Origin of the sequence: 'Nostoc azollae' 0708, from assembly GCF_000196515.1 — a bacterium.
Lineage (GTDB): Bacteria > Cyanobacteriota > Cyanobacteriia > Cyanobacteriales > Nostocaceae > Trichormus_B > Trichormus_B azollae.
On record NC_014248.1, the window covers coordinates 541,544 to 567,648 of the forward strand.

Sequence of the window (26,105 nt, forward strand, 5' to 3'; positions counted from 1 at the left end):
CAAATCGGAGCAAACCATCACTAATTTAATTACTGCTATGCCTGATGTTTACTACCAAGCACCTTGGATAGAGCTAGAAGCCAAACACAAGGAAAAAGCCATAACTCATTTGCTAGATTGGTGGTTAATTTAAAATAACTAAGGATATATTAACTGTACTTACGTTTTTTCATCCTGATGGAAAATTATAAAATAAGATATGCTGATCGCTATTGATTTTGGTACTAGTAACACTGTCATTACCCGCTGGAATCCTGTCACCCAGCAACCAGAAACCCTAAGTTTCCCGGGTTTATCAATTCAACAAAATCTCAATCCCCCACTGATTCCCAGCTTAGTCTATGTAGAAGATGCTACCCAGGGAAAAGTCTTAGTTGGGCAACAAGTGCGCGATCGCGGGCTGGATATTAAGGCTGAACAAAGGTTTTTCCGAAACTTTAAACGGGGTATAGGTGCAAATACGCAAGGATTTTTACCAGAACTAGATGGGAAAAATATTACCTTTGAACAAGTAGGAGAATGGTTCTTAACCAAGGTGATTACTGAATTAGCACCTATAGAAGGTCCTTTAGATTCTTTAGTCTTAACCGTCCCTGTAGACAGCTTTGAAGCTTATCGTTACTGGTTAGGCAAAGTTTGTCAAGCACTGCCTGTTCCACAGGTGCGGATGTTAGATGAACCAACAGCTGCTGCTTTGGGTTATGGTTTATCAGCACAGGAAAATCTGTTGGTAATTGACTTTGGAGGCGGTACTTTAGACTTGTCTTTAGTGTGTTTAGACAAAAAGGTAGCAGATGCAAAACCTGTGGGATTTCTGCTGAAATGGGGTAATAAATTCCTTGCTGAAGACTCAAAACAAAAGGTAAAAACTGCCCGTGTTTTAGCTAAAGCCGGACAAAATTTAGGCGGTACAGATATTGATAATTGGATAGTAGATTACTTTGCCAAAAGTCAAGGATTACCAGTTAATTCCCTAACAACAAGACTAGCAGAACGGTTAAAAATTCAGCTATCTACCCAAGAACAAGCTAGTGAATTTTTTTTTGATAATGAGACTTTCGAAAGTTTTGAAATGGAACTTAATCGGAAGGGATTAGAAGAACTCCTCAAAGAAAATGGTTTTTTTGATAGATTGCATGATGCCATGATAGCACTATTACAGCAAGCCAGACGACAAGGAATAGAACTTGATGATATTAATGCTGTTTTGTTAGTCGGTGGTTCTGTACAGTTGCAGGCAGTACAGACTTATGTGAATCAGTATTTTGAGCCAGAAAAAATCCGTTGTGAACGTCCCTTTGAAGCGATCGCCCAAGGTGCGCTACAAATTACCCAAGGGATGGAAATTAAAGACTATCTCTATCACAGTTATGGTGTACGTTATTGGGATCGTCGCAACCAATGTCACAGTTGGCAACCCATTGTCAAAGCCGGACAGGCTTACCCCATGACCCAACCAGTAGAATTAGTATTAGGGGCTTCAATGGAAAATCAACCCAGTATAGAGTTAATTTTGGGAGAATTTGGAGCTGAAACAGGGGGAACAGAAGTTTATTTTGATGGTGATCGCTTAATTACTCGCAATATTAAATGTCTAGGAAGCACAGTCAAACCCCTCAACGATAAAGAAGGTGCGAGAAATATAGCCCAACTCATACCGCCAGGCTTTCCAGGCAGCGATCGCATTAAAGTCCAGTTTCAAGTCGATGAACAACGTTTTTTAAGAATTACTGTTGAGGACTTGTTAACTAATGATACCCTGGTAGAAAATCAAATTGTCGCACAATTGAGTTAAATATTTGGGTTGACGTTAAAAAACATTTTGGTCTTCTTGGGCTGATAATTGGAAAAACTAATTACCAAACAGCCCAAATCTATGGTTATTAAGGCAGACTTGAGATTACATTTTTAGAAAATCCGAATCCCAAACAAGACTGATGCAACTGGCATATTAGTACGGTGTGTCAGACCCATAAATTCGTTGGTATCGACAGATTTTCAACATCTGACCCACCCTAGAAGAAACATTAAGTGTGACAGTTGCATAAGTCCTACCAAAATTGAATCACCTACCGACGCACAACCACGACAGTACCCATTCCCGACCAATTGTATAACCTACGCGCTTGACTAACTGGCAAATTAACGCAACCATGACTCACTGGAGTACCAAAACGATTGTGCCAATAAGCTCCATGAATGGCATAGCCTTGATAAAAATACATGGTATAAGGAACATCAGGAATGTCGTAGCCTGGACCACGCATCTGATGAGTAGGATATTTAGAATTAATTTGAAATCTACCAACAGGTGTCGGAGTTCTGCTCTTACCCGTAGAAATTCGGTAAGAATAAACCACTGTTTTACCTTCCCAGGCCCGTAATCTCTGCTCAGATAAATCAATTTCAATCCAGCGAGATTGGGATATTTGATGATTTTTAGAATCAGTAATACTTTGTTTTAAAGTATAAGCGTTAGCTGTAGTAGTTTTAAGGTTACTGGTTGGTAATGACCAAGAAAACCAAGCCATCAGCATCAATACTATACCTGTACAAAAAGTTCCAGAGCCACGTATTAAAGCACTGCGAATCCACATTGGCATAATCCAATTACCTTTTAATTATCTAATTAGTAGAGGCGAACTTGTCTTGATTGAAGATTTGTAATTATCAGTTCGCACAGGACTCATCAGGATTTACGCCAAATTATGGAAAATAGAGATTTTCAATACCCCCTCTCTATCTTACTTATCCTAGAGAATAGCGAACTGTTTAATTGTTTTGATTTCTTGTGATTTGGGGACTGGGCGCTGGGGACTGGGGGAGATGAGGAAGATGGGGAAAAATGAATTGAAAATTTCTGCCTCCTATCTCCTAACCAATCACCTATGACCAATCACCAATCACCTATGACTAATCACCAATCACCTATTACTGAATTACTACTGGAGTTCCTATATCAGCCCATTCAAATATCCATTTCGCATGATTAGGTGCAAGATTTATACAGCCATGACTCACAGGAGTACCAAATTTGTTGTGCCAGTAGGCTCCGTGAATGGCATAACCGCCTTGATAATACATAATGTGGGGGACATTGGGAACGTCATAACCTCTACCGCGCATCCGTGATTTTTTTTGCTTCGTTTGAATCTTAAAAGTCCCGATGCGAGTAGGTGTAGAGCCTTTTCCAGAAGAAATGGTGATTGCATAAACAGGTTTGTTGCCTTCCCAAGCAGTTAAATTTTGCTTCGATAGGTTAATTTGAATCCAGCGTTGCTCAGATTGTTTGAGTGTTTGAATAGCGGTAGCAATTTTATTATTGTCGGAATTTGCCCAAACTTGACTTGATATAGGATTGCATATACTAGCAGAAACTACTGTACCTGCAAGTAACATTTTAAAGGACGTATTCAGTGAAGATAAATAAGATTTATCATGGTAAAAACACTCCTACCTTAAATAAGTTATTTAAGTAAGTTGTTTGCTGATTAAATTAAGTGTAATGTTATTTTACCTCTCCTAACAAGTATTTCCTATGGCAATTCCTACAACCCCTTTTATTCTCTTGTAACCAGGTGTAAATTGCATTAATAGGAATTATGCAATTCGCACTGCGATGTATACGGTGGGCAAAGCCATCGTTCTTCGCTCTTCAAGTAACCCTTGATACTAGTTTGGAATGAAGTAATGATCTAGAATCATCTATTTGAATAAAGCTAAAGATTGATGGAAGTGTGTCATTGCCATAATTACGAAAAATAGGTAGGATAAGGGTATAACTCAATTTATACCAACCTATGAAAACAACAATTTCCATCCCTAATCCTATGTTTGACGCTGCGGAACAATTTGCAAAACATAAAGATTTATCCCGTAGTCAGCTTTATGCTGTAGCACTTCGAGAATACTTCGGCTCACATAAACCGGATCAAATCACTCAAATGTTTTCAAAAAATCTCAGGAGTCCCAAGATTTCAAAATAAAGGGTTATACCTGACCTTAATACAGTACAACCATACACACGCTAAAGTTGGAATTTAACAATTAGAAGTGAGAAAATCTTCAACACGGTGATGACCAAGTTACCAAAACGTATACAGTTTGAGAGAATCGGCAAGTATCAGCTATTTAACGTCCCCATAAGATTCTTAGCTTGGAGTCCGATCGCACTCCAATTTTCCTCTAATACCCATTTTTTAGGGAATAATTTCCCACTTAAGCCGACAGCCACAGCCCCAACTTGTAAAAAATCCTGAGCATTTTCTAAGGTTACACCCCCCGTAGGAATTAAGGGAATATGACCTAGAGGAGCTTGTAAACTTTGAATATAATTACTTCCTCCTACTGCTTGGACAGGGAATACCTTCACACAACTTGCACCCTGAGTCCAGGCGGTAGCAATTTCTGTAGGTGTGAGTGCGCCAGGAATAATCGGCACATCTTGAGAAACTGCGACTTTAATCATTTCTGGGTCAGTGTGGGGAGTGAAGAGAAATTGCGCCCCAGCGGCGATTGCATCTTGTAATTGTTGGACATTAAACAGCGTTCCTGTACCAATCAGACAGTGGGGTAAGTGTGTACGGAGTTGAGAAATTAGATCAGCCGCGCGATCGCTATTCCAGGTAATTTCTATCAGATGCATACCTCCATCAGCCACAGCTACAGCCATTTTTTCACCCCATACCATTTTGGGAGCGCGAATAACTGCGATGGCTCGATTTTGCTGTAACTGTGATAACCAAACTTGATTGGACATTTTGACGGTGACTTGTAATTGCTGGAATTGAGCTTAGTGGTCTAGAAAACTTTAATAGGGGGTTTTCTTTGTTTTAGCCAAAAGTTAGAGTTACACGGTTATGTTTCAATTAGGGAGCGCAAAGAACACCAAAAATACATAAAATCTAAAACTCTCTATCATACGACAGAAACAATTTTGCAAGAGGTCTAATATCTCAGTAGCTTGGATTAACTGAAGAAAACCCAACATCTGCTGGACTTTATTGGGTTGATCTGTCGCTTAAACCAAACTGGTATCTGAGAAAAAGCTAAGATTCACTTTCCGGTATATATATACCAAGGTTACTGCGAATTCTTTTGGCTCTCTCTATATTTATCCCTGTTACATCCATTGCTGATTTGAAAACACCATTGGAAAGACCAATTAGATCCTCCGCTGCACTTAATAATTTATCTTTTGAAGGTAATTTAAATATATTAGGACTTACGCATTGACAAAGTGGCAAAATAGTATGGTGATAAAAAATGTCATCTACTTAGCAGGTGTCCGAGAATTAGAGAAATAACCAAACTTTCTACAGCAGAATGCAATCTGGAACATTACACTCTGTTGTTGCTATCAGAAGCAAAGCATGGGGGATGTTGTAGATTGGCAGAGATATTGGAAAACGTTTCACATGACAGTGTGAATAGATGATTGCTCAGAGATAGATAGGAACCGAAAGATTTATTCGATACAGTAAAGAAAATCATAAATATAGTAGGAGGGATTTTAAGTGTAGATGACACAGTAGTATAAAACTTGTATAGTGAGCCAAAAAGTGCAGAACTAACCAGTTATTTTTGGTCTAGGAAATATCATAAGACCATGAAAAGAATAAATTTAATCACACTGTACTACATTGATGTGTATAGAGATTAAGTACCAATAAATTACAGAATATACGACAAAAAGGAGGGAAAGACGAAGAACAATTATTTTCAGGAAATGCTAAAGGAAGTGATTGATTGGAGTGTAAAACCAAGAATAATTACAGGAGACAGTTAGTATTCAGGGGTAGAAAGCTGAAAGTTTTTAAAAAACCAGAAGTTGGATTTCCTATTTGGCATTGACAAAAGTAGAACTGTATCAAATAAACTGGAAAAGTATTGTCTATTAAGGAGTTTAGAAATTCTCGATGAAGGTTTGATAACTCATTTGAGAGCATTTAGATTGATCAAACTGTTTAGCGGGACGTAAACAAAAATCAAGCCCAAATGTAGCCCAAACTGGCTTGGTAAGAAGCAAACACGTCCGGCTTCAAGTTGAACCAATCAATAAATAGAAAAGATATGGCTGTTCTAAACCCTTCTAAAGCTGCAGTAAAAGTATTCAAAGGTTTCTTAGCCCACCTTGGTCTTAATCCTCCAGTCCACTGATGGCAAAGAATAAAAGTGTAGGCACAGAAAACCAAAATAAAATGGCACAGTCAACTGCTGTTATCTCCGACTTGAGATTCGTTGAGTCCTAACCATCCCTTGGCTTCCCTGTAAACAACTTCTACTCAATTTCTTTGAGAATATGTATCAACTATCCATTGGTGTGTGACAATTGATGAAGAAACATTGGTCATAAAGTAGTCAATATCAGTGGCTTGAGAGAAAGTTGAAGCGTTTATGACCATAGCAATATTCCCCCTTCCAGTTAGTTAAGGCTGATATTTCTACTTCTTTAGTTACTACCCATAATGTTTTGGTTTTATCTAACTCCAATTGAATGTCTGTAAAAGCCTCTTGGGGTAAAGTTTGTACTAATTCACCTAACCTAATTATTTGTGGACTATCCTCTTGGTCACTGCTAAGTACTGTGGGATTTTTAGCTAATCCTCCTCAATACTTTAAATTCCGATTTTCTCTCTTTAATAAGAAAGATGTATTGTGGCCATATCCAGCATCTATCATTACTATTCCTAGTTGATAATCACGGCTTAAGGTCAGATCTATTAATTTAATTCCTAACTCAGGTTTATTCTCAAATAGAGGGTCTTGTTTCCCTTTGGGTCAAGAATCACCGTGGTGATCTAACTCTATATCTAATGGTAAGCTTTTACTGCCATATAGATGTGTTGTTACTACTACTATCCCATTATCCCTTTTCCCAATTTCTCCAATATATTTTCTTCCTACTCCATCCCTAAAATTCCCCCTTTTTCTATGGACAGAATCATCAATTATTAAGCTAAATCCTCTGGTGATTCTCCTCTGACTACACTTGTTCATAATCTCTAACCGACGGTCATTGACTTGGGAACTGGACTAAGGTGCTTCAGTTAAAACGTGGTGTAATCGGTGGTAGGTCACCCCTAGGGCATTCTCTGCCATTTGAAATAGGTTTTTTCTCTCACTTTCACCCAATCATCCCCCTAAATAATGTCTAAACTCTCTTCTTTCCCCTTGATGAGTAAATACATCATCAAACCTTTAACACCATCTTTCAAACCATGGTGCCATTGCTGGGGCAGTGGTTTCTTTCATCAGCTTCTTTTAACGTGAAAGCTACACCGAAACCGCACTATACTCCTTTTTACTCTTAACTTTTGTTTCAGTCCCGTTAGGCAAGACTTCAAAAAAGAAGACTCTAGAGACTATATATCTATATATAATATTATATAGTGTATCTACCAGATCAAGAAGCTCTCAATCAAATCACCAAAAGTGAATTTGTGACAATTGATGATACTCATTGGGAGATTGAAAGTTTTCATAGAGCCATCAAACAAGTATGTGGAATTTGTCGATTTATGGTTAGACATAGCCAAGGAATTGAAACACAGATATTTTGTTCACTTCAAGCATTTGTTCGTTTAGAAAAAATGTGCTCTGAAAATATAATTTCTAATTGGTATGATTTGCAAAGGAACTTATTCACGTTAGTTGTGCGCGACTACATTGTGGAAAATATTACCAATGCTGGTGCTGCTTAATAACCATGAATGAGTTTTTTTGTCAATGGGTAACTCCTATATATTTGAGGTACAGTCATACCACGGGATTAAATATATTTGTGCATTAAGACGCGATGAGAGTTTTCTAAAATTCTCTGATGCTTTATGTTCAAATTCATGACCAGATGCTCCAGGATTTGCATAAATATTTGCATATTCAATTAGAGGATTAGCAACATCAGAAATAGTTTTTGTAAGCTCCTGAATCGGTTGTATAATGGGGTAAGTGTCTATTATGAAATTACTGACCCGTTAATTTTCCAGATATGTGAGTTGTTGTGCAATCACCTCTCCATTCGCTTGGAAGAACAGTCACAGCAGTTAAAACAACTGAAAGTATTGCTCGATTGCTAGAAAGCAACAATACATGAAACCCAACACCAAAAAGCAAAATTTCCGTTTTTACTATTTGGCAGTAATATAACAATTAATTTATCAAACAATGACTAAGACAAGATACACCTGTCGGTTCCTCAATTCGGACTAATCACAAATATAAACTTGTATAAAATTACATATTTAGGTCAATTTCCAACATTTGTAGGTTAAGGAGTAAAGGGGAAGAAAAATCAAGATTTCTTACCCTTTAACTTTTTTCCAACCCAACTGACAATTTTCAGATTTTTAACCGAGTGATATTGGGACGGTTTGGTAATAAACTTGTCCAATAATCAAAGGCTTGGGAATAATGTTTACCTAAATCTTGTCTGTGCTGTTTAATTTCCATCAAAATGCAGTGTTTCCCCACTAAATTAGTAAATGGTTCTTCCCTTTTCCACTATCTTTAGTAATCTCTGCTTCCTAATTGGTATCAGCTTCTCATGCGCCTTACATGAGCAAAGGTTCTAACAAAATGGTCTAGATTTGCACTTCTTTCTTTCCTATTTTGTGATGGGTTATTTAGCGAAGATGATGCGTCTATATGAAATTTATGGGGTGGATGAAATCATCTTTTTATTTCGCGTAAAGTTGTCAAATTAAGAATAAGCATACTTTATTCATACATAGTTAGTAATATAGCAGATTGCAGATCAATGAGGTACAGGATCTAAAATGAAACCTAGACAAAAATAGAGTTGTACTCCTCACTCCTGACTCCTGCTGTATATGAATTAGTTATGAATTGAACTATAGCTTTTAATATGATAGAAAAAATATGTCAATAATCATGCTTATTTTCTTGATGAAGATAAGATTTTAATTTTAAACTTTTTATGTCCTCTTCCTTTGTGAGTGAATTTTTCCACAAAGACTACTAATTTATGTTAAAATCATAGCAAGATATGACAATGATTCAAGACTCATTTGACATAATTTTGTATTTTGTCAACTTGAAAGGCTAAAATCTACGATTTTTGGAGTTTTGTTGTTTATGACAACCTCACAGGAGAGGATTATCCCGACAGATTTACGACAAGAAATGTCGCAATCTTATCTGGAATACGCCATGAGCGTAATTGTAGGTCGGGCGCTGCCAGATGCCAGGGATGGTCTAAAACCTGTGCATCGTCGCATCCTCTATGCCATGCACGAGTTGGGTTTGCTGCCGGATCGCCCTTTTAGAAAATGCGCCCGTGTGGTGGGGGAAGTGTTGGGTAAATATCACCCCCACGGTGACACGGCGGTATATGATGCTTTGGTACGGATGGCGCAGGATTTTTCCATGCGATCGCCCTTAATTAACGGTCATGGTAACTTCGGTTCTGTGGACAACGATCCCCCAGCGGCGATGCGGTACACAGAATGTCGTTTACAAGCTTTAACCAGCGCGTCCTTACTGCAAGACATCGAATCAGAAACCGTAGACTTTGCTGATAACTTCGACGGTTCCCAACAAGAACCCACGGTTTTACCATCACGCATCCCCCAATTATTACTCAATGGTTCTTCTGGAATTGCGGTCGGCATGGCTACCAACATTCCTCCGCATAATTTGGGAGAATTGATTGATGGGTTAGTAGCATTGATTCACAACCTAGAAATCACCAACATGCAGTTAATGCAGTATGTTCACGGTCCAGACTTCCCCACTGGGGCGCAAATTCTGGGAACATCGGCAATTAAAGAGGCATACACCACTGGGCGCGGTTCTGTTACCATGCGCGGTGTGGCTACCATTGAAACGATAGAACAACGGAATAGACCGGAACGGGAGGCAATTATTATTACAGAATTGCCTTATCAAACCAACAAAGCAGCATTAATTGAAAAAATCGCCGAGTTGGTGAATGATAAAAAAATTGAGGGCATAGCAGATATTCGGGATGAAAGTGATCGCGACGGAATGCGAATCGTCATAGAATTAAAACGGGATGCCTATCCGCGCGTGGTTTTAAATAACCTTTATAAACAAACCCCACTCCAGTCGAACTTTGGCGCGAATATGTTGGCCTTGGTCAATGGGGAACCCCAATTACTCACTCTTAAAAACTTCCTCAGCGTCTTCCTGGATTTCCGCATTGCAACCATTAACAGACGTACCTGTTACCAACTCAGAAAAGCAGAAGAAAGAGATCATATACTGCAAGGTTTATTAATTGCACTATCACATTTAGACGCAATTATTAACCGAATTCGTAGCGCCTCAGATGCACCCTCAGCCAAAGGTGAATTAATCACCAATTATGGACTTTCCGAAGTCCAAGCCGATGCCATTTTGCAAATGCAACTGCGACGGTTAACAGCCCTAGAAGCAGATAAAATTCGCCTGGAACACGAAGAATTACAGGTGCAAATTGCCGACTTGCAGGATATTTTGGACAGACGGGAAAGGGTCCTGGAAATCATTGAAACCGAAGTTACCCAAATCAAAACCCAATTTGCTACCCCCCGACGGACAATTATTACCCACGCAGAAGGGGATATAGATGATATTGACTTAATAGCCAATGAAAAAGTCCTGATTCTGCTGACAAAACAAGGTTACATCAAGCGGATGCCCGTCAACACCTTTGAAGCCCAAAGTCGTGCTACCAGAGGTAAAGCTGGGGCTAAGGTGAAAGATGATGATACCATTGAACATTTCTTAACCTGCTGTGACCATGACAGCGTATTATTTTTTAGCGATCGGGGCGTAGTCTACAGCCTCAGAACCTATCAAATACCTATAGGTTCCCGCACCAGTCGGGGTACACCCATCGTCCAGATGTTACCCATTCCCAAAGAAGAAAAAATTACCTCTATCGTCCCCGTAGACGAATTTACCAGCGAAGAATATCTAGTCATGCTCACCAAAGGCGGTAACATCAAAAAAACTGCACTAGAAGCATTTAGCAACATTCGCGCTAACGGATTAATCGCCATATCCTTAGAAGAAGGTGACCAACTGCGCTGGGTAAGACGCGCCAAAGTAGAAGATAGTATCATCATTGGTTCACGTCACGGAATGGCCATTCACTTCCGTTGTACCCATGATCAACTGCGTCCCCTTGGTAGGGCGACTCGTGGGGTAAAATCAATGAAACTCAAGCCAGGTGATGAACTGGTAGGGATGGATATTCTACCTGCCGCAATTCTGGAAACTTTAGATACAGAGACAGAAGCGGAAATCGAAGAAGAAACTATTGACATTGAAGAGACCACCGAAATCGAAGAAATTTCAGAAACCACTGAAGCACCCAACAGCAACAGCACAGGACCTTGGGTATTGGTAATTACGATGGGAGGATATGGAAAGCGCGTACCAGTGGGACAATTCCGCCTACAAAACCGCGCCGGACAAGGTTTAACCGCCACCAAATTCAAAAACCGCAAAACCAAAGACAAACTAGCAACCTTGCGAATTGTCAACAGCGACGAAGAAATTATGATGGCGACAAATCGCGGTATTATTATTCGGCAAACGGTCAATGCAATTTCCGTACAATCACGGTCAGCAACCGGAGTTAGAGTACAGCGTTTAGACGAAGATGATGCTATTACCGGAGTAGCGATCGTTCCTCCCGACACTGGTGATACTGGCGAATTAGAAGAGGTTGAATAAAGGATCAAGGATCAAGGATGAACCATGAAGTATTTAGAAACAAAGCTGTTTTCATCCTTCCACCTTTACGGTTTATCCTTTATCAGTGGGATTCTCATGGGTGTAACCGTCGCCCCTATTGGCGCTTGGTTCTTCGCCTGGTTCGCCCTTGCACCCTTTTGGGTGTTGGTTGTTAAATATACCACGAGAATAAAAACTGCTGCCTTTCTTTGGGCGCTCGCCTATCATGGAATCGCCGTTTCCTGGATCATGGGCATTCATCCCATGAACTGGCTGGGTGTTCCCTGGTGGCCAAGTTTAGCCATCACCATCTTTTGTTGGACATTTATCAGCCTGTGGGGAGGAATATTAGTCTCCCTGTGGGCTATTTTGATGGTGCGGCTAGATAAACAAAAACCGTGGCTGCGGGTTCTCATTGGTACAGCTTTATGGTGTGCCTTAGAAAGCTTGTGGAGTTCAGGATCTTTATGGTGGAGTTCTCTTTCCTACACACAATCACCGCACAATCTAGTAATTTTACATTTAGGGAAACTTTCAGGTCCAAATACTGTGACAGCAGTTATTGTTGCTGTTAATGGATTGCTTGGTGAAGCTTGCATATATTATGAAAATTCCACCCAGAAACGCAAAAGTGCAAAGGAGGAAAAGGGTTTAGGGAAAGGCTTGGTCAATGGTTATTTAATTTTAGCTTTTTCACTATTTATTCTTTCCCATCTGATCGGTTTTATTCTCTACACCCAACCCCTAAAACCAACCCAAACTACAGCTTTAAAAATTGGTATTATTCAAGGTAATATTCCCAATCAAATCAAACTAAGACCAGAAGGATTGCGTCGTGCAGTTACAGGTTACACCAACGGATATTTAAAATTAGCAAATCAAGGTGTTAATGGAGTTCTTACACCTGAAGGTGCATTACCTTTATATGAACGCAACTTTAAAAGTACACCTTTATTAGATGCAGTAAAAGAAAAAGGGGTAATTGCTTGGATAGGTGGTTTTGGAGAACGGGGAAAAAGCTATACAAATAGTTTATTTGGTGTTAATAGTAAAGGAGAAATTACCAGTCGTTACGATAAATCTAAACTTGTACCTTTAGGAGAATATATTCCCTTTGAACAAATTTTACGGGCAGTTATACAACGTTTATCACCATTAGACGAACATCAAGTTCATGGTGCAGCAAATCAAGTATTTCATACTCCCTTCGGGCGGGTTATTGTTGGCATTTGTTACGAATCAGCATTTTCAGAAACTTTTCGCCGTCAAGCTTTTAAAGGTGGGCAATTTATTCTTATTTCTTCCAATGATGCCCATTATACTGCTGCTATGGCAGACCAACATCATGCCCAGGATATCATGCGGGCAGTTGAAACTGATAGATGGGCAGTTAGGGCAACAAATACCGGTTATTCAGGTTTTGTTGATCCTCATGGGAGAACTGTATGGAAATCAGCATATAACACCTACGAAACCCACGCCGAAACTATTTATCCTCGCCAAACCCAGACTTTATATGTCCGCTTTGGTGATTGGTTGATGCCTTTATTGTTGATATTGGGGATTTTGGCATGGTTTATCAAACCTGTGGGTTAAAAAATATTATATATATAATATATGTAGGGCTTAGCCAAGTGTCACAATCAAGTCTCCTTTAGGGTGGGTTACTCCATTTCCCCCCTTCAAAAGGGGGTTAGAGGCGATCTAAAGATTTTTGATACATCACCACTTTTCAAAAATCCTCTAATTAATCGGCCATCTATGTCTATAGATAAGTGAATTTAACAATCATATTTTTTAGACTAAATGGGTATACTTGGGACAACAATTATGAATAAAGAAACAGTTGCCAGTCACGCTGAAAAGCTGAACTCGGAAGGAGATGCATCGGAATTAAGTCCAGAGTTGTAACACAAAATTAAACACCCTCCAAAAATGGATGATGTGATCCGATAACAAACACCAGAGGAAAAACGCGGACATCAAGCTTTAGTTCCCGAAATCCTGGATGAACCCACGGATATAATAACCAGCTACACTAAGGAATAGTCAGGCTAGAATGGCAATTAAGTATATTGACTTTTCTATCTCATGCTACCAGTCATCTATTCTGATGAATTTTTAGATCACATAACGGGGCCCTATCATCCAGAAAAACCAGAACGATTAAGGGCGATCGTCAACGCTTTAAAAACTGCTAATTTTGCTGAAAAAATAGAATGGGTAAATCCTCAACCAGTTAAACCTGAGTTGATGTCGTGGATAGAAATAGCCCATCATCAGACTTATATTAAGAAAGTTAAAGATATTGCTTCTAGTGGTGGTGGTTATTTGGATGGAGACACCCCCATTTCTCCTCGCAGTTATGACGTGGCTTTGTTAGCGGTAAGTGCTTGGTTAGATGGAGTAAATGAGGTTTTAACCAGGGAAAATCCGGCTTTTGTGTTAGCACGTCCACCAGGACATCATGCAGAAAGTGATACGGGGATGGGATTTTGCTTATTTTCTAATGCGGCGATCGCTGCTTTATACGCCTTACAACAAGCAGGAGTTAACCGCGTCGCTATCTTAGACTGGGATGTACATCACGGTAATGGTACTCAAGCAATAGTGGAGACTCACTCACAAATTGCATATTGTTCTTTACATCAGTACCCAGCTTATCCAGGTACTGGGAAAGCTTCCGAAAAAGGTTTGCATAATAATGTTCTCAATTTACCTCTCCCCCCTGGTAGTGATATTACTACCTATCAACCCTTGTGGGAAAGTTTGATATTGCCTTTTTTAACTAAATTTCAGCCAGATTTACTGATTGTTAGTGCTGGCTATGATGCTTTAGAAGATGATGGTTTGGCAAGTGTTAATTTGCAACCTGAAGATTTTGGTTTATTCACAGAACATTCTTTAGGTATAACTCGCAAAATTCTATTTGGTTTAGAAGGAGGCTATGACTTACAAACATTATCAAAATCAGTAGTTGCCACTATTGAGAGCTGTTGTATTTAGTGTTGTTTTGAGAGTATAGAAATTTGATTGTTTACGGATTCTATACTCAACTACATTCAAAACTTGTCTACTCAAATTGGTATGCTTATATTTACTAAATATTTGTCCTCCTAGTTTGTCTACGATCCCTCTACTGGGAGCGTTTTCCGCGTCTACAGGATATTTGAGATATTCATAATATAACTTAGTATCAGCCCATGTTTTCAGGGATTTAATTGCTTCTGTTGCATACCCTTGGCCGAATGCTGATTTTCTTAATCAAATTCCAGTTTGGGGATATTTGCTATTAATTTTATATATGCCAATACAGCCTAAAAATCCTTGAGGATCTTTATTGAAAATCACAACTATTAAACTCTCTCCTCTTTGCATTTCTAGGAAAGGTTGATTAATAAAGAATTTACTATCTCCAACTTCTTCAGGTGGGGCTGCATATAAATAAGTTGTAACTTACACAGTGAATTCCTGAAAAATGTCTTCTTTATATTGGAGTATATTGGAGTGATAGTGGCTTTAATAATAAGCGATCTGTGAATATTGCTAAATATAAATATTGCATAATACTTCTCGATTACTATGTATGTTAAATAACAAAGATTTTACAATATTTGCCGTACTTTCAAAGGGTGTTATCTTTACTTATAGTATTTTTCTGTATTGTCTCTCACCAAATCGAGGTTAAATTCATCAAAACCTTAGGGAGAAAAGTTTGTCATGGTTTTCTGAAAGAGCTAAAGTTTTGTTAAGATGCTATTGCTAGGAATTAATCAGCGAAATTAACCTATCAGGGTGTTGAGAAATAAATAGTACTAGTAGCCAATTAAAGTTCAGAAGGTGAACAAATGACCACCTACATTTTTTTTGACGAAGCCCTCCGAATGCTGACCAATGCCTATTTGATTTCAGCAATCATATTAATTGCAGCTTCCAGTATAGGTTTGGCAGTTATTGAGACAATTGGAAAAACGGGAGAACACTAAATTTACACTCCTTGGGTGTACTTATGAAACCACAAGATTCTATGGGCTTGTTCACCCTCTATCTGGGAACAATCTCTACAGGTCTAACAGCGTTGCAGGTTTACCTGGAAGTGATCAAATTTTTCAGCCCCCCAGGTAACTGTACCGCTACTGGGACGGGAATATCAGTCAAAAATTCAAAATTAGGAGATTAGCTTACCAAGCTAAAATTCAAAATACTATTTTTTGTCACAGTACAAAAGTACAATAGCAGAATTTTATATTTTTGATGAAGATAAACGATGTCTCTTTTATGTAAATTCTCGAATGAAGAATTCTAGATGAAGTTTTGTAACTATAGAGATTTGTCAATAAAAAAGGGGAAGGGTGAAAGAAAAGCTATTAACTCTTCCCCGTTCTTTTTGAGTATGGGGAACCTACACCCTGTTTTTGTTTACTGCTTTATTTATGGCCTCAAGGATTGTAGGATTTGGTAATTAACTTTTATTGATTATCAGTATGCCTGTGTCGGCCACTTTATCCCAACTGGTTGAAATTCTGTCAGCCTCTTCTGTAAATTTATCTGCATCTGCGTTAACTAAGGTTAGTAAAAGTATCCAAACAGACACCAGGATTTTACAACCGGGTGAAGTGTTTGTGGCTTTACGAGGTGAAAAGTTTGATGGACATGAGTTTGTAGCGATGGCAATCGTAAAAGGTGCGATCGCAGCTATTGTAGATTATGCTTATGAAAACCCTGTGTTCCCTGTATTGCAAGTTACTGATACATTGAAAGCATATCAGCAAATTGGTAGATGGTGGAGGGATTCTTATTCTATTCCTGTGATTGGGGTAACGGGTTCTGTGGGTAAAACCACAACGAAGGAACTCATAGCCGCAGTTTTAGCCACAAAGGGACAGGTTCACAAAACCTATGGCAATTTCAATAACGAAATTGGTGTTCCCAAAACTCTTTTAGAACTGGGTGCAGAACATGATTTTGCGGTAATAGAAATGGCGATGCGGGGAAGGGGACAAATTGCGGAATTAACGCAAATTGCTAGGCCAACTATTGGTGTAATTACTAATGTAGGGACGGCACATATTGAGTTACTTAGTTCAGAAGAAGCTATAGCTGAAGCTAAATGTGAGTTGTTAGCAGAAATGCCTAATGATAGTGTGGCAATCCTTAATTATGATAGTCCATTATTAATGGAGACAGCAAAGAAATTTTGGCAGGGGAAAGTTATTAGTTATGGTTTTTCTGGTGGAGATATTCAAGGAAAATTAATTGATAATGAAACTGTAGAAGTGGCTGGCATAGGTTTACCTTTACCCTTACCTGGTCGTCATAATGCAACTAATTTTTTAGCAGCTTTAGCAGTAGCCAAGGTGTTAGAAATTGATTGGCAATCGCTGCAAGCTGGGGTAATTGTAAATATGCCTAATGGGCGATCGCAACGGTTTACACTACCTAATGATGTGATAATTTTAGATGAAACCTATAATGCTGCCCCAGAAGCAATGTTAGCAGCTTTGCAGTTGTTAGCAGATATTCCAGGAAAGCGGAAAATTGCTGTTTTAGGGGTAATGAAGGAGTTAGGAGAAAGATCGCAACAATTGCATCAACAAGTTGGGGAAATGGTACAGAAGTTGAATTTAGATGGTTTGTTGCTGTTAGTTGATAGCAAGGATGCGGAATTTATCGCTAATAGTGCTAAGGGTATTCCTTGTGAATGTTTTGCCACTCATGCTGATTTAATAGCAAGATTAAAAACATTTATGCAAGCAGGCGATCGCTTACTATTTAAAGCAGCCCATTCGGTAGGATTGGATCGGGTCGTTAATCAGTTACGGCTAGAATTGATTATTTCAAACCAATAAACTTATACACTTTCTAAAATAGTGATTTTCTCATCAGTTAATTCATAGAGTTCATACACTAGCTGTTTGAGTTGTCTATCAGTAGCTGTAATTTATTTTTGAATTATTCTTATAACTGGTGGTGTTTATGCTTGATTTAATTGTTCATGAAGAGAAAGCAGTTGTTGGACTTAACTAACAATTAAATCATGTTTCTGCTTCTCACATTACTGAGAAGCAGAAACATGATTTTAATAGGAAGATTGCAGATAAATCGAGATTCAACACTATAGTAACCGCCTCTCACTGATGTAGATGATTCTTTTAGATAAAGTTCTAAGACTTTACTATTTAACAGTCCTGAAATGGATTTCCATGAATGGCTAGATTTAACTAAGATTCCATATCCTCCAGCTACACCACCTGTAAAAAATACTTCGCCTATTTTGTCCCATCCAAATGATGAAACTGTAGCAATATCAGGAGTAAATATTTTTGCTGAGGCTATTACATCTAAGGTTCTTCGATACACATAACTATACTAGTTGTTTCCTAACATTTTAGTATTTTCTCTACTTTGTAAATAATTTTCATTATCTAGTCAATAATTCCACGTCAAAGGATATTGACTCTCAAAAATCTTACTCGGAATTAATTCCATTAAACCATTATTTATAACTATATCAGCGAAAATAATCAATTTATTAGTTTTAGCATTCATGAATTTAAACCTCCTCTCTTTTGCGGCAAAATATCTCTACAATAACTCTTCCTTTACCAAGGTAGCTAACTTTTTTGCTGCACCAGTTTCTCCTCTAGCACTGCGTAATTTATCACGCATATTCTCTAATTTTTCTGGGTTTTTTAATAACTCTAATACCATTTCTCCTACTTCTGAAGGTTGCAATTTCCCCACCAATTCTGGTACAATTTCTTTTTGCGCCCAAATATTTGGCCAAGCTAATAAACCCTTACGTTTTGCCATCCACCAATTAATTAATTTAGCAAAACTAGAACCTACCCCTGGTAAGTTTGCCAATAATCCCGGTAAACCATCCCAAGAACGCATTGCATCCAATTGTTGAGTTGGTAATAATACAATCATTGGCACACCTAAAGCTCCCAGTTCTGCGGTGTTTGCGCCAACTGTAGTTAAACAAATAGAACACTGAGATAATAAATGATAAGCATGACTTCCTTGTTTTAATTCCACATTTAAACCTCTAGAAGTGACTAAGTTAGTCTCTACTAAAGATGCTCCTTGGAAATTAAACGCTTTTGTAAATGAGTTAATTGCAGGATTAGCAAAATTCAGTAAAATTGGTATATCTAAAGTCGGTGCAACGGGAATAAAAAACTTTGTTCTTGGCCTTTTTTCATGGATATATTCAGCAATTGCTAAAGTTAACGGTACACCTTGCGTTAATTTCGCTGATTTTGAACCTGGTAAAATTCCGATAATTTCTTCTTCCCTACACCCTTGTTCCCGTGCTATCTTGATATCTTGATACTCTGCTGCTTCTAACATTAAATCACCGACAATGATAAACTTATCAGCATATTTAGGTGATACATGTTTTGCAACTTCAGCTTTCATAATTCCAAACCGATTAATCAATTTATGCCAACGTGCTTCCCATTCCGCATAAACTACAGTTTTATATCCTAATTTTTTACCAATAATCACTGGGAAAAATTGATCACCTCCCAGAAATACTACTACACCTTTATTTCTCCAATCCCAATTTTTTGCGGTTTTCCCCCATATTAAAAACTGCCAAAAGAATTCAGGTGCTTGGACTCTATCAACTTCTGAATAAGATTTAGCTATGCTTGCTTCTTTTCCACTAGCATGGAGACAAGGTGATAAGATTACAGAAATTCTCACGTGAGAACGGTCATTTCCTAATTGTTCTCTTAATGCTTTCACGACAGGACGTACCCAGGTTGTTACTTCCCCTGGACCGTTGGAGAGAATGAGAATATCTACTGGTGTCATTATGTTTTTTTATGTCCGGTTTTGAGCTTTGCTGCTGGTAAGAGATAAACTTATCATATCCTTTGATTTAGGGAATAGAGAATAGAAATAGGACTGACCCAACTGGCATATTAGTAGGGTTCGTCAGACCTATAACTTGGTGAGTATCAACATATTTCCAACATCTGATACACCTTAAAATAGATATTGAGTGTCATACTTACCTAAGTAATAAGAAAGTATTTATATATCTTTAATATCACTCTGGGAAATTTGAAAATCTATGAATTTAAGTAATGAAAGATTAATTAATAAACCTAACTGTACACCATTATCTATATATTCCTTTATCTTCTCCTGTGTAGTCTTCAAACTATCACTTGGGTAAAGTAACTCAACCACAAAATCAGGAGCGCTATGAGGAAACTCTTCTTTTTGTTCATCAGTTAAAGTATTCCATCTTTCTAATTTTATTCAAGCAGCATCATGAGAACGATCTGGACCATTAGGCAATTTCAAACAAGTAGAAGAATTAAAAGCTATCCCAGTCCCATCAGCATCAGTCCAATTAAATAATTCTTGATTTAGTCTCCCATTACAATTTCCTGTTTCTCCTCCCATTGGTGGCATAATTACTAATTCTCCAGTTGCAGTTCTTTGAAATCTCACTTTGCGGTTTTTTTGACATAGTTTAAAAAACTGCTTATCAGTGATTTCTATTACTGATTAAAAGTTGACAGTTAAAGCATTTATGATCATATCCTCCTTGAATATTCAGGTAGAAATTTTAACTATCTCATATCCTATTCTAGATCATGAATCTGATGTTTTAGATTTTGGTATAATTCACTGCCTTCCATTTATTTTATTTAGTATAAATATGCTTTACATCCTGTATCAACTAATATGAATTGCTGCTGTTTCTAATCTTCGCTATTTAACTATAAAGTTAAATAATAACTTGCTAACTATAATAACTTGCTAACTAATGTAAAAAGAATTTAAGGAATTTACAGAAGGCTGGGATAATCTTGTTTCTTTGTTAAGATTAGTTAACAAGGATTACGTTTTTTATATCATTTTGTGTCAGTTAGGGAGCAAAATCCCCACTGAGTCCGAGTTTTCTGCTAAAAAACTCTTAATTGCCGAAGATAGTTAATATTCTAGGAGCTTATCTGAATGTTTACCCAGGTCAAGTCCACTATTAGACATATTGCACCTAATGATTTACGGGGACGTAATCTGATTAAGGTTGTTTATGTTGTGCTTGAGTCTCAATACCAAAGTGCTTTATCACAAGCAGTAAGAGAGGTTAATGCTAATCATCCCAATGTGGCGATTGAAATCAGTGGGTATTTAATTGAAGAACTACGCAAGGCAGAGAATTATGAACAGTTTCAGCGTGACATAGCTAGTGCTAATATATTCATTGCCTCACTAATTTTCATCGAAGACTTAGCCCAGAAAGTCGTTGCGGCTGTTGAACCCCATCGGGATAACCTGGATGTTTCCGTTGTTTTCCCATCTATGCCAGAGGTAATGCGCCTTAATAAGATGGGTACTTTTTCCCTAGCACAATTAGGACAATCCAAGAGTGCAATCGCTCAATTCATGAAAAAGCGCAAGGAAAAATCTGGCGCTAGCTTTCAGGATGGGATGTTGAAACTACTGAGAACGCTGCCCCAGGTGCTAAAATTCCTACCCATAGATAAAGCCCAGGATGCACGTAATTTCATGCTTAGTTTCCAGTATTGGTTAGGTGGTTCAGCCGAGAATCTGGAAAACTTCCTGTTAATGCTGGCAGATAAATATGTATTAAAAAGCAGCAAAGAACAAAGAACAGAAGAAAGTATTAACTATGCTGCACCTGTTCTTTATCCTGACATGGGAATTTGGCACCCTTTAGCTACTACAATGTTTGAAGATGTACGTGAATACCTCAACTGGTACACCGGCCGTAAGGATATTTCCAAAGATGTAAAAGACCCACTTGCTCCATGTATTGGACTAGTTTTACAAAGAACTCACTTAGTAACTGGTGATGATGCCCACTATGTAGCGATTGTGCAAGAATTTGAATCATTAGGGGCAAAAGTATTACCTGTGTTTGCTGGCGGTTTAGATTTCTCGAAGCCAATAGAAGCTTACTTCTATGAACCTACAACCAGTAGACAACTAGTAGATGCAGTAGTATCCTTAACAGGATTTGCTTTAGTCGGTGGGCCTGCAAGACAAGACCATCCCAAAGCTATAGACGCACTTAAACGCCTCAATCGTCCCTACATGGTGGCCTTACCCCTCGTTTTCCAAACTACCGAAGAATGGTTAGACAGCGAACTAGGCTTACACCCCATTCAAGTAGCCTTACAAATTGCCATTCCCGAACTTGACGGTGCGATCGAACCCATCATATTATCAGGTAGAGATGGAGCCACAGGAAAAGCGATCGCACTCCAAGACCGAGTAGAGTCAGTAGCCCAACGTGCCTTAAAATGGGCAAACCTACGCCGCAAACCCAAACTAGACAAGAAAGTTGCCATCACCGTTTTCAGCTTTCCACCAGATAAAGGCAACGTCGGAACAGCCGCATATTTAGACGTATTCGGTTCAATCCACGAAGTCATGAAAGGACTGAGAAACAACGGTTACGACGTACAGGACATTCCCGAAACTGCAAAAGAGTTGATGGAACAAGTCATCCACGACGCACAAGCACAATACGCAAGCCCCGAACTCAACATCGCTTACAAAATGTCCGTGCCAGAATATGAAGCACTAACACCATACTCCCAACGCTTAGAAGAAAACTGGGGACCACCACCAGGAAACTTAAACAGCGACGGACAAAACCTACTCATCTACGGTAAACAATTCGGTAACGTCTTCATCGGTGTGCAACCCACCTTTGGTTATGAAGGCGACCCCATGCGCTTATTATTCTCACGCTCCGCTAGTCCTCACCACGGTTTTGCCGCTTACTACACCTACCTAGAACGGATTTGGAGTGCTGATGCTGTTTTACACTTTGGTACACATGGCTCATTGGAATTCATGCCTGGTAAGCAAATGGGAATGTCTGGTGATTGTTACCCCGATCAACTAATTGGCACAATTCCAAACCTGTATTATTACGCAGCTAATAACCCCAGTGAAGCCACCATTGCCAAACGTCGGAGTTACGCAGAAACAATTTCTTACCTCACACCTCCTGCAGAAAATGCAGGTTTGTACAAAGGTTTGAAAGAACTCAGTGAATTAATTGCATCTTACCAAACCTTAAAAGATAGCGGTCGTGGAGTTCCCATTGTTAACTCCATCATGGATAAATGTCGTATCGTTAACCTAGACAAAGATATTAACTTACCCGAAACCGACGCAAAAGATATGTCCTCAGAAGAAAGGGATAATATCGTCGGTATGGTTTATAGCAAGTTAATGGAAATTGAATCTCGGTTATTACCTTGCGGTTTGCACGTCATTGGTAAACCACCCACAGCAGAAGAAGCCGTTGCAACTTTAGTCAATATTGCCAGCTTAGACCGCAGCGAAGAAGAAATTTTCAGTTTACCCCGAATTATTGCCAACAGCTTAGGACGGGACATTGACGAAATATACAAAAACAGCGATGCCGGCATTTTAGCCGACGTGCAACTATTACAAGATATCACCCTCGCAACTCGCGCTGCTGTCGGTTCCTTAGTACAAGAACAAACCGACGCAGAAGGTAGAGTTTCCCTAGTTTCCAAGTTGAACTTCTTCAAAATGGGCAAAAAAGAACCTTGGGTAGAATCATTGCACAAATCTGGTTACAGCAAAGTTGACACCTCTGCATTAAAACCATTATTCGAGTATTTGGAATTCTGCTTAAAACAAGTTTGTGCAGATAACGAACTTGGTGGTTTACTGCAAGGTTTAGAAGGTGAATATATTTTACCAGGACCCGGTGGCGACCCCATCCGCAACCCTGACGTATTGCCTACAGGTAAAAATATACACGCCTTAGATCCCCAATCTATCCCCACCACCGCCGCAGTTCAATCAGCTAAAACCGTTGTTGATAGGCTTTTAGAACGTAACAAGGCTGAAAATGGTGGAAACTGGCCAGAAACTGTCGCTTGCGTCCTCTGGGGTACAGATAACATCAAAACCTACGGTGAATCACTCGCCCAAATTATGTGGATGGTGGGAGTGCGCCCAGTTGCCGATGCTTTGGGACGGGTAAACAAGTTAGAATTAATACCTTTGGAAGAATTGGGACGACCTAGAATTGACGTTGTAATTAACTGTTCTGGTGTGTTCCGCGACTTGTTCATTAACCAAATGAACCTACTTGACCAAGGTGTGAAAATGGCAGCAGAAGCTGATGAACCCTTGGAAATGAATTTTGTCCGTAAACACGCTTTGCAACAAGCAGAGGAAATGGGGATAAATCTGCGTCAAGCTGCAACTCGCGTTTTCTCTAATGCTTCTGGTTCTTATTCTTCTAATATAAACCTTGCGGTGGAGAATAGCACTTGGGATAGTGAAGCAGAGTTGCAAGAAATGTATTTGAAGCGCAAATCTTTCTCTTTTAATTCTGATAATCCTGGTGTTATGGATGAGTCACGGCAGATTTTTGAAACTACTTTGAAAACTGCTGATGCAACTTTCCAAAACCTTGATTCTTCGGAAATCAGTTTAACAGATGTTTCCCATTATTTCGACTCTGACCCAACTAACTTAGTTGCAAGTCTGCGTGCAGATGGTAAGAAACCTACATCTTACATTGCAGATACAACTACCGCGAATGCACAGGTAAGAAGTTTATCAGAAACTGTGCGTTTGGATGCGCGGACCAAGTTGTTAAACCCCAAATGGTATGAGGGGATGTTGTCTCACGGTTACGAAGGTGTGCGGGAACTTTCTAAGCGATTGGTAAATACTACTGGTTGGAGTGCGACTGCTGGTGCTGTGGATAATTGGGTTTATGAGGAAACCAATGAGACATTTATTAAAGATGAGGAAATGCAGAAGCGTTTGATGAATCTTAATCCTCATTCTTTCCGCAAGATTGTTTCTACTTTGTTGGAAGTCAATGGTCGCGGTTATTGGGAGACTAGTGAGGAGAATTTGGATCAGTTGAGAGAGTTGTATCAGGAGGTGGAAAACCGGATTGAGGGTATAGAATAGGAATATTTAGGCAGGTATAACGCCTGCCTAAATATTCCAGGAGGATATGACCATGAATGCTTTAACTGTAAATTTACAATCAGTAATAGAAATGACTGATGAGCAGTTTTTTCAGCTATGGCAAAACAACCGCGAATTAAGATTTGAAAGAACAGCAAATGGGGAATTAATAATTATGCCACCAACGGGGGGAGAAACGGGAAATAGGAATGCGGGTATCACTGCTCAAATTTGGATTTGGAATGATTAAAATAAACAGGATATAGTTTTTGATTATTCTAGCTATTTTAAATTACCCAATGGTGCAGATAGTTCTCCTGATGCTTCTCGGATAAACTTAGAAAGATGGAATAATTTAACTGAGGAAGAAAAGGAAAAGTTTCCCGCGATTTGTCCTGATTTTCTGATTGAGTTACTTTCTCCTAGTGATAGTTTAAAGACTACACAGGAAAAGATGAAGGAATATATAGACAATGGTGTACGTTTAGGTTTATTAATTAATCGTAAATCTCATCACGTGGAAATTTATGGACAAGGTAAGGAAGTTGAAGTCTTGGATTCTCCTGCTGCGGTTTCGGGGGAAAATGTTTTAAAGGATTTTGTGTTAAATTTGGGTATTATTTGGTAGGTCTTGTAGTAATTATTTATGGTTCTTCGCTACTTGTTATCCCAAACTGTTAATTAAACATCAAAACTTTATTGAAAAATCAAAGTAAGAAAATAAAATCCACGAAAAACTTCTAAAATGTTAATAACAAAGCCTGTATTTGTTGAATACGAAGGGTTTTATGGCTTTCATGAACCGGATTTACCATAATATATATATACGGAAGAGCCTTATTTATTTAAGCCAAGTTTGATTAGAGTTTCAGATAAGCATTCTTCGGCTTTACTATAGGTAAAACCCTGATGATCAGACCTGGAAAATTGATCCATATATTCACAGTAAATACTATAATGATTGGAGTCTATGTCAATATCCCCATGAGGTTGACTTAAGTGAGGTTTTCTACCTCCAATATTCCAAACATAAATAACCGTTGGTAATATCTGGCTTTTAACAAAGTCCTCAACTTTTTTACTTTTGTTCATAATTTTATGATTCATTATTGTTTAATATAGTTCTTTGTGAATACTATTCATCATTCTTTGAGCTACTGATGTATGAACAGTGGCTTGACATACTTCGTTCATACTTTTTATCCTAATTCTCCTTTGAAACTCATAAAAACCATACTGAACAACAAGTTTACCTATAAATTCATCAGCAAAGCTGGAATAAATAACAGCAGTTCCTGAAAAATGAAGGACAACTCATGAAGCACCCATATTAATTATATTAACTACAATTGTACAGATTTTGTTGGCTGCAATTCGTGTACCAGTTCCAGATATATGATCTTTAATGGGAATACAATGCTCAC

13 protein-coding genes and 7 pseudogenes are annotated in these 26,105 nt (G+C 38.6%); 11 read left to right on the top strand and 9 right to left on the bottom strand.

The features are described 5' to 3' along the window. Nucleotides 1-19: 19 nt before the first annotated feature. Nucleotides 20-133: pseudogene (locus tag AAZO_RS33195) on the top strand (UV damage endonuclease UvsE); the annotation flags it as partial. Nucleotides 134-199: 66 nt separating this feature from the next. Further along, nucleotides 200-1,795 carry an Hsp70 family protein gene (locus AAZO_RS02545; protein ID WP_013190054.1) on the top strand — a complete coding sequence of 532 codons (1,596 nt, stop codon included), beginning with the start codon at nt 200-202 and terminating at the stop codon, nt 1,793-1,795. A gap of 274 nt (nt 1,796-2,069) precedes the next feature. On the opposite strand, the gene AAZO_RS02550 is transcribed toward AAZO_RS02545, so the two are convergent. From AAZO_RS02550 to AAZO_RS02565, 3 genes are all read right to left on the bottom strand, one after another. Then, nucleotides 2,070-2,603 carry a L,D-transpeptidase gene (locus AAZO_RS02550; RefSeq protein WP_013190055.1) on the bottom strand — a complete coding sequence of 178 codons (534 nt, stop codon included), beginning with the start codon at nt 2,601-2,603 and terminating at the stop codon, nt 2,070-2,072. 328 nt (nt 2,604-2,931) lie between these two features. Further along, nucleotides 2,932-3,399, bottom strand: a complete 468-nt coding sequence (locus AAZO_RS02555; protein ID WP_013190056.1) for a L,D-transpeptidase — start codon at nt 3,397-3,399, stop codon at nt 2,932-2,934. A gap of 724 nt (nt 3,400-4,123) precedes the next feature. Continuing rightward, nucleotides 4,124-4,759, bottom strand: a complete 636-nt coding sequence (locus AAZO_RS02565) for a bifunctional 4-hydroxy-2-oxoglutarate aldolase/2-dehydro-3-deoxy-phosphogluconate aldolase (RefSeq protein WP_013190058.1) — start codon at nt 4,757-4,759, stop codon at nt 4,124-4,126. 534 nt (nt 4,760-5,293) lie between these two features. On the opposite strand from AAZO_RS02565, the pseudogene AAZO_RS36500 reads away from it, so the two are divergent. Beyond that, nucleotides 5,294-5,968: pseudogene (locus AAZO_RS36500) on the top strand (IS701 family transposase); the annotation flags it as partial. A 19-nt stretch (nt 5,969-5,987) separates the two neighbouring features. Here AAZO_RS36500 and AAZO_RS28400 read toward each other — a convergent pair. Next, nucleotides 5,988-7,254: pseudogene (locus AAZO_RS28400) on the bottom strand (IS701 family transposase). A gap of 78 nt (nt 7,255-7,332) precedes the next feature. On the opposite strand from AAZO_RS28400, the pseudogene AAZO_RS02575 reads away from it, so the two are divergent. The 4 genes and pseudogenes from AAZO_RS02575 to AAZO_RS02590 all read left to right on the top strand — a co-directional run. Continuing rightward, a pseudogene (locus tag AAZO_RS02575) lies at nt 7,333-7,703 on the top strand (IS701 family transposase); the annotation flags it as partial. 1,393 nt (nt 7,704-9,096) lie between these two features. Continuing rightward, nucleotides 9,097-11,706: a DNA topoisomerase (ATP-hydrolyzing) subunit A gene (gene gyrA / locus AAZO_RS02580; RefSeq protein WP_013190059.1), complete on the top strand. Its 2,610-nt coding sequence runs from the start codon at nt 9,097-9,099 to the stop codon at nt 11,704-11,706. A 96-nt stretch (nt 11,707-11,802) separates the two neighbouring features. Next, nucleotides 11,803-13,302, top strand: coding sequence for an apolipoprotein N-acyltransferase (gene lnt / locus AAZO_RS02585; protein ID WP_041642442.1), 1,500 nt, complete (start codon nt 11,803-11,805; stop codon nt 13,300-13,302). Between the two features lie 495 nt (nt 13,303-13,797). Beyond that, nucleotides 13,798-14,712: a histone deacetylase family protein gene (locus AAZO_RS02590; RefSeq protein WP_013190062.1), complete on the top strand. Its 915-nt coding sequence runs from the start codon at nt 13,798-13,800 to the stop codon at nt 14,710-14,712. On the opposite strand, the gene AAZO_RS36505 is transcribed toward AAZO_RS02590, so the two are convergent. Beyond that, complete coding sequence (locus AAZO_RS36505; RefSeq protein ID WP_228371647.1) at nt 14,677-14,928, bottom strand: hypothetical protein; 252 nt, start codon at nt 14,926-14,928, stop codon at nt 14,677-14,679. The genes AAZO_RS02590 and AAZO_RS36505 overlap by 36 nt on opposite strands. A 626-nt stretch (nt 14,929-15,554) precedes the next feature. Here AAZO_RS36505 and AAZO_RS34775 point away from each other — a divergent pair. After that, entirely contained in the window at nt 15,555-15,692 is a 138-nt protein-coding gene (locus tag AAZO_RS34775; protein WP_013190063.1) for a hypothetical protein, read from the top strand. Between the two features lie 498 nt (nt 15,693-16,190). After that, a complete protein-coding gene (locus tag AAZO_RS02605) occupies nt 16,191-17,555 on the top strand; it encodes a UDP-N-acetylmuramoyl-tripeptide--D-alanyl-D-alanine ligase (protein ID WP_013190064.1) in 1,365 nt (454 codons plus the stop codon). A gap of 181 nt (nt 17,556-17,736) precedes the next feature. On the opposite strand, the gene AAZO_RS02610 is transcribed toward AAZO_RS02605, so the two are convergent. From AAZO_RS02610 to AAZO_RS28415, 3 genes and pseudogenes are all read right to left on the bottom strand, one after another. Then, entirely contained in the window at nt 17,737-18,066 is a 330-nt protein-coding gene (locus AAZO_RS02610) for a TaqI-like C-terminal specificity domain-containing protein (RefSeq protein WP_041639351.1), read from the bottom strand. 225 nt (nt 18,067-18,291) lie between these two features. Continuing rightward, nucleotides 18,292-19,533 carry a glycosyltransferase family protein gene (locus AAZO_RS02615; RefSeq protein WP_013190065.1) on the bottom strand — a complete coding sequence of 414 codons (1,242 nt, stop codon included), beginning with the start codon at nt 19,531-19,533 and terminating at the stop codon, nt 18,292-18,294. Nucleotides 19,534-19,815: 282 nt separating this feature from the next. Further along, nucleotides 19,816-20,232 (bottom strand): annotated as a pseudogene (locus AAZO_RS28415) (Uma2 family endonuclease); the annotation flags it as partial. Nucleotides 20,233-20,691: 459 nt separating this feature from the next. Between AAZO_RS28415 and AAZO_RS02625 the strand changes: the two are divergent. Together AAZO_RS02625 and AAZO_RS02630 are read left to right on the top strand one after the other, a co-directional pair. After that, a complete protein-coding gene (locus AAZO_RS02625; RefSeq protein ID WP_013190066.1) occupies nt 20,692-24,681 on the top strand; it encodes a magnesium chelatase subunit H in 3,990 nt (1,329 codons plus the stop codon). A 52-nt stretch (nt 24,682-24,733) separates the two neighbouring features. After that, nucleotides 24,734-25,309: pseudogene (locus tag AAZO_RS02630) on the top strand (Uma2 family endonuclease). Between the two features lie 485 nt (nt 25,310-25,794). Here the strand turns inward: AAZO_RS02630 and AAZO_RS43240 are convergent. Then, nucleotides 25,795-25,983 (bottom strand): annotated as a pseudogene (locus tag AAZO_RS43240) (STAS-like domain-containing protein); the annotation flags it as partial. Nucleotides 25,984-26,105: the final 122 nt, after the last annotated feature.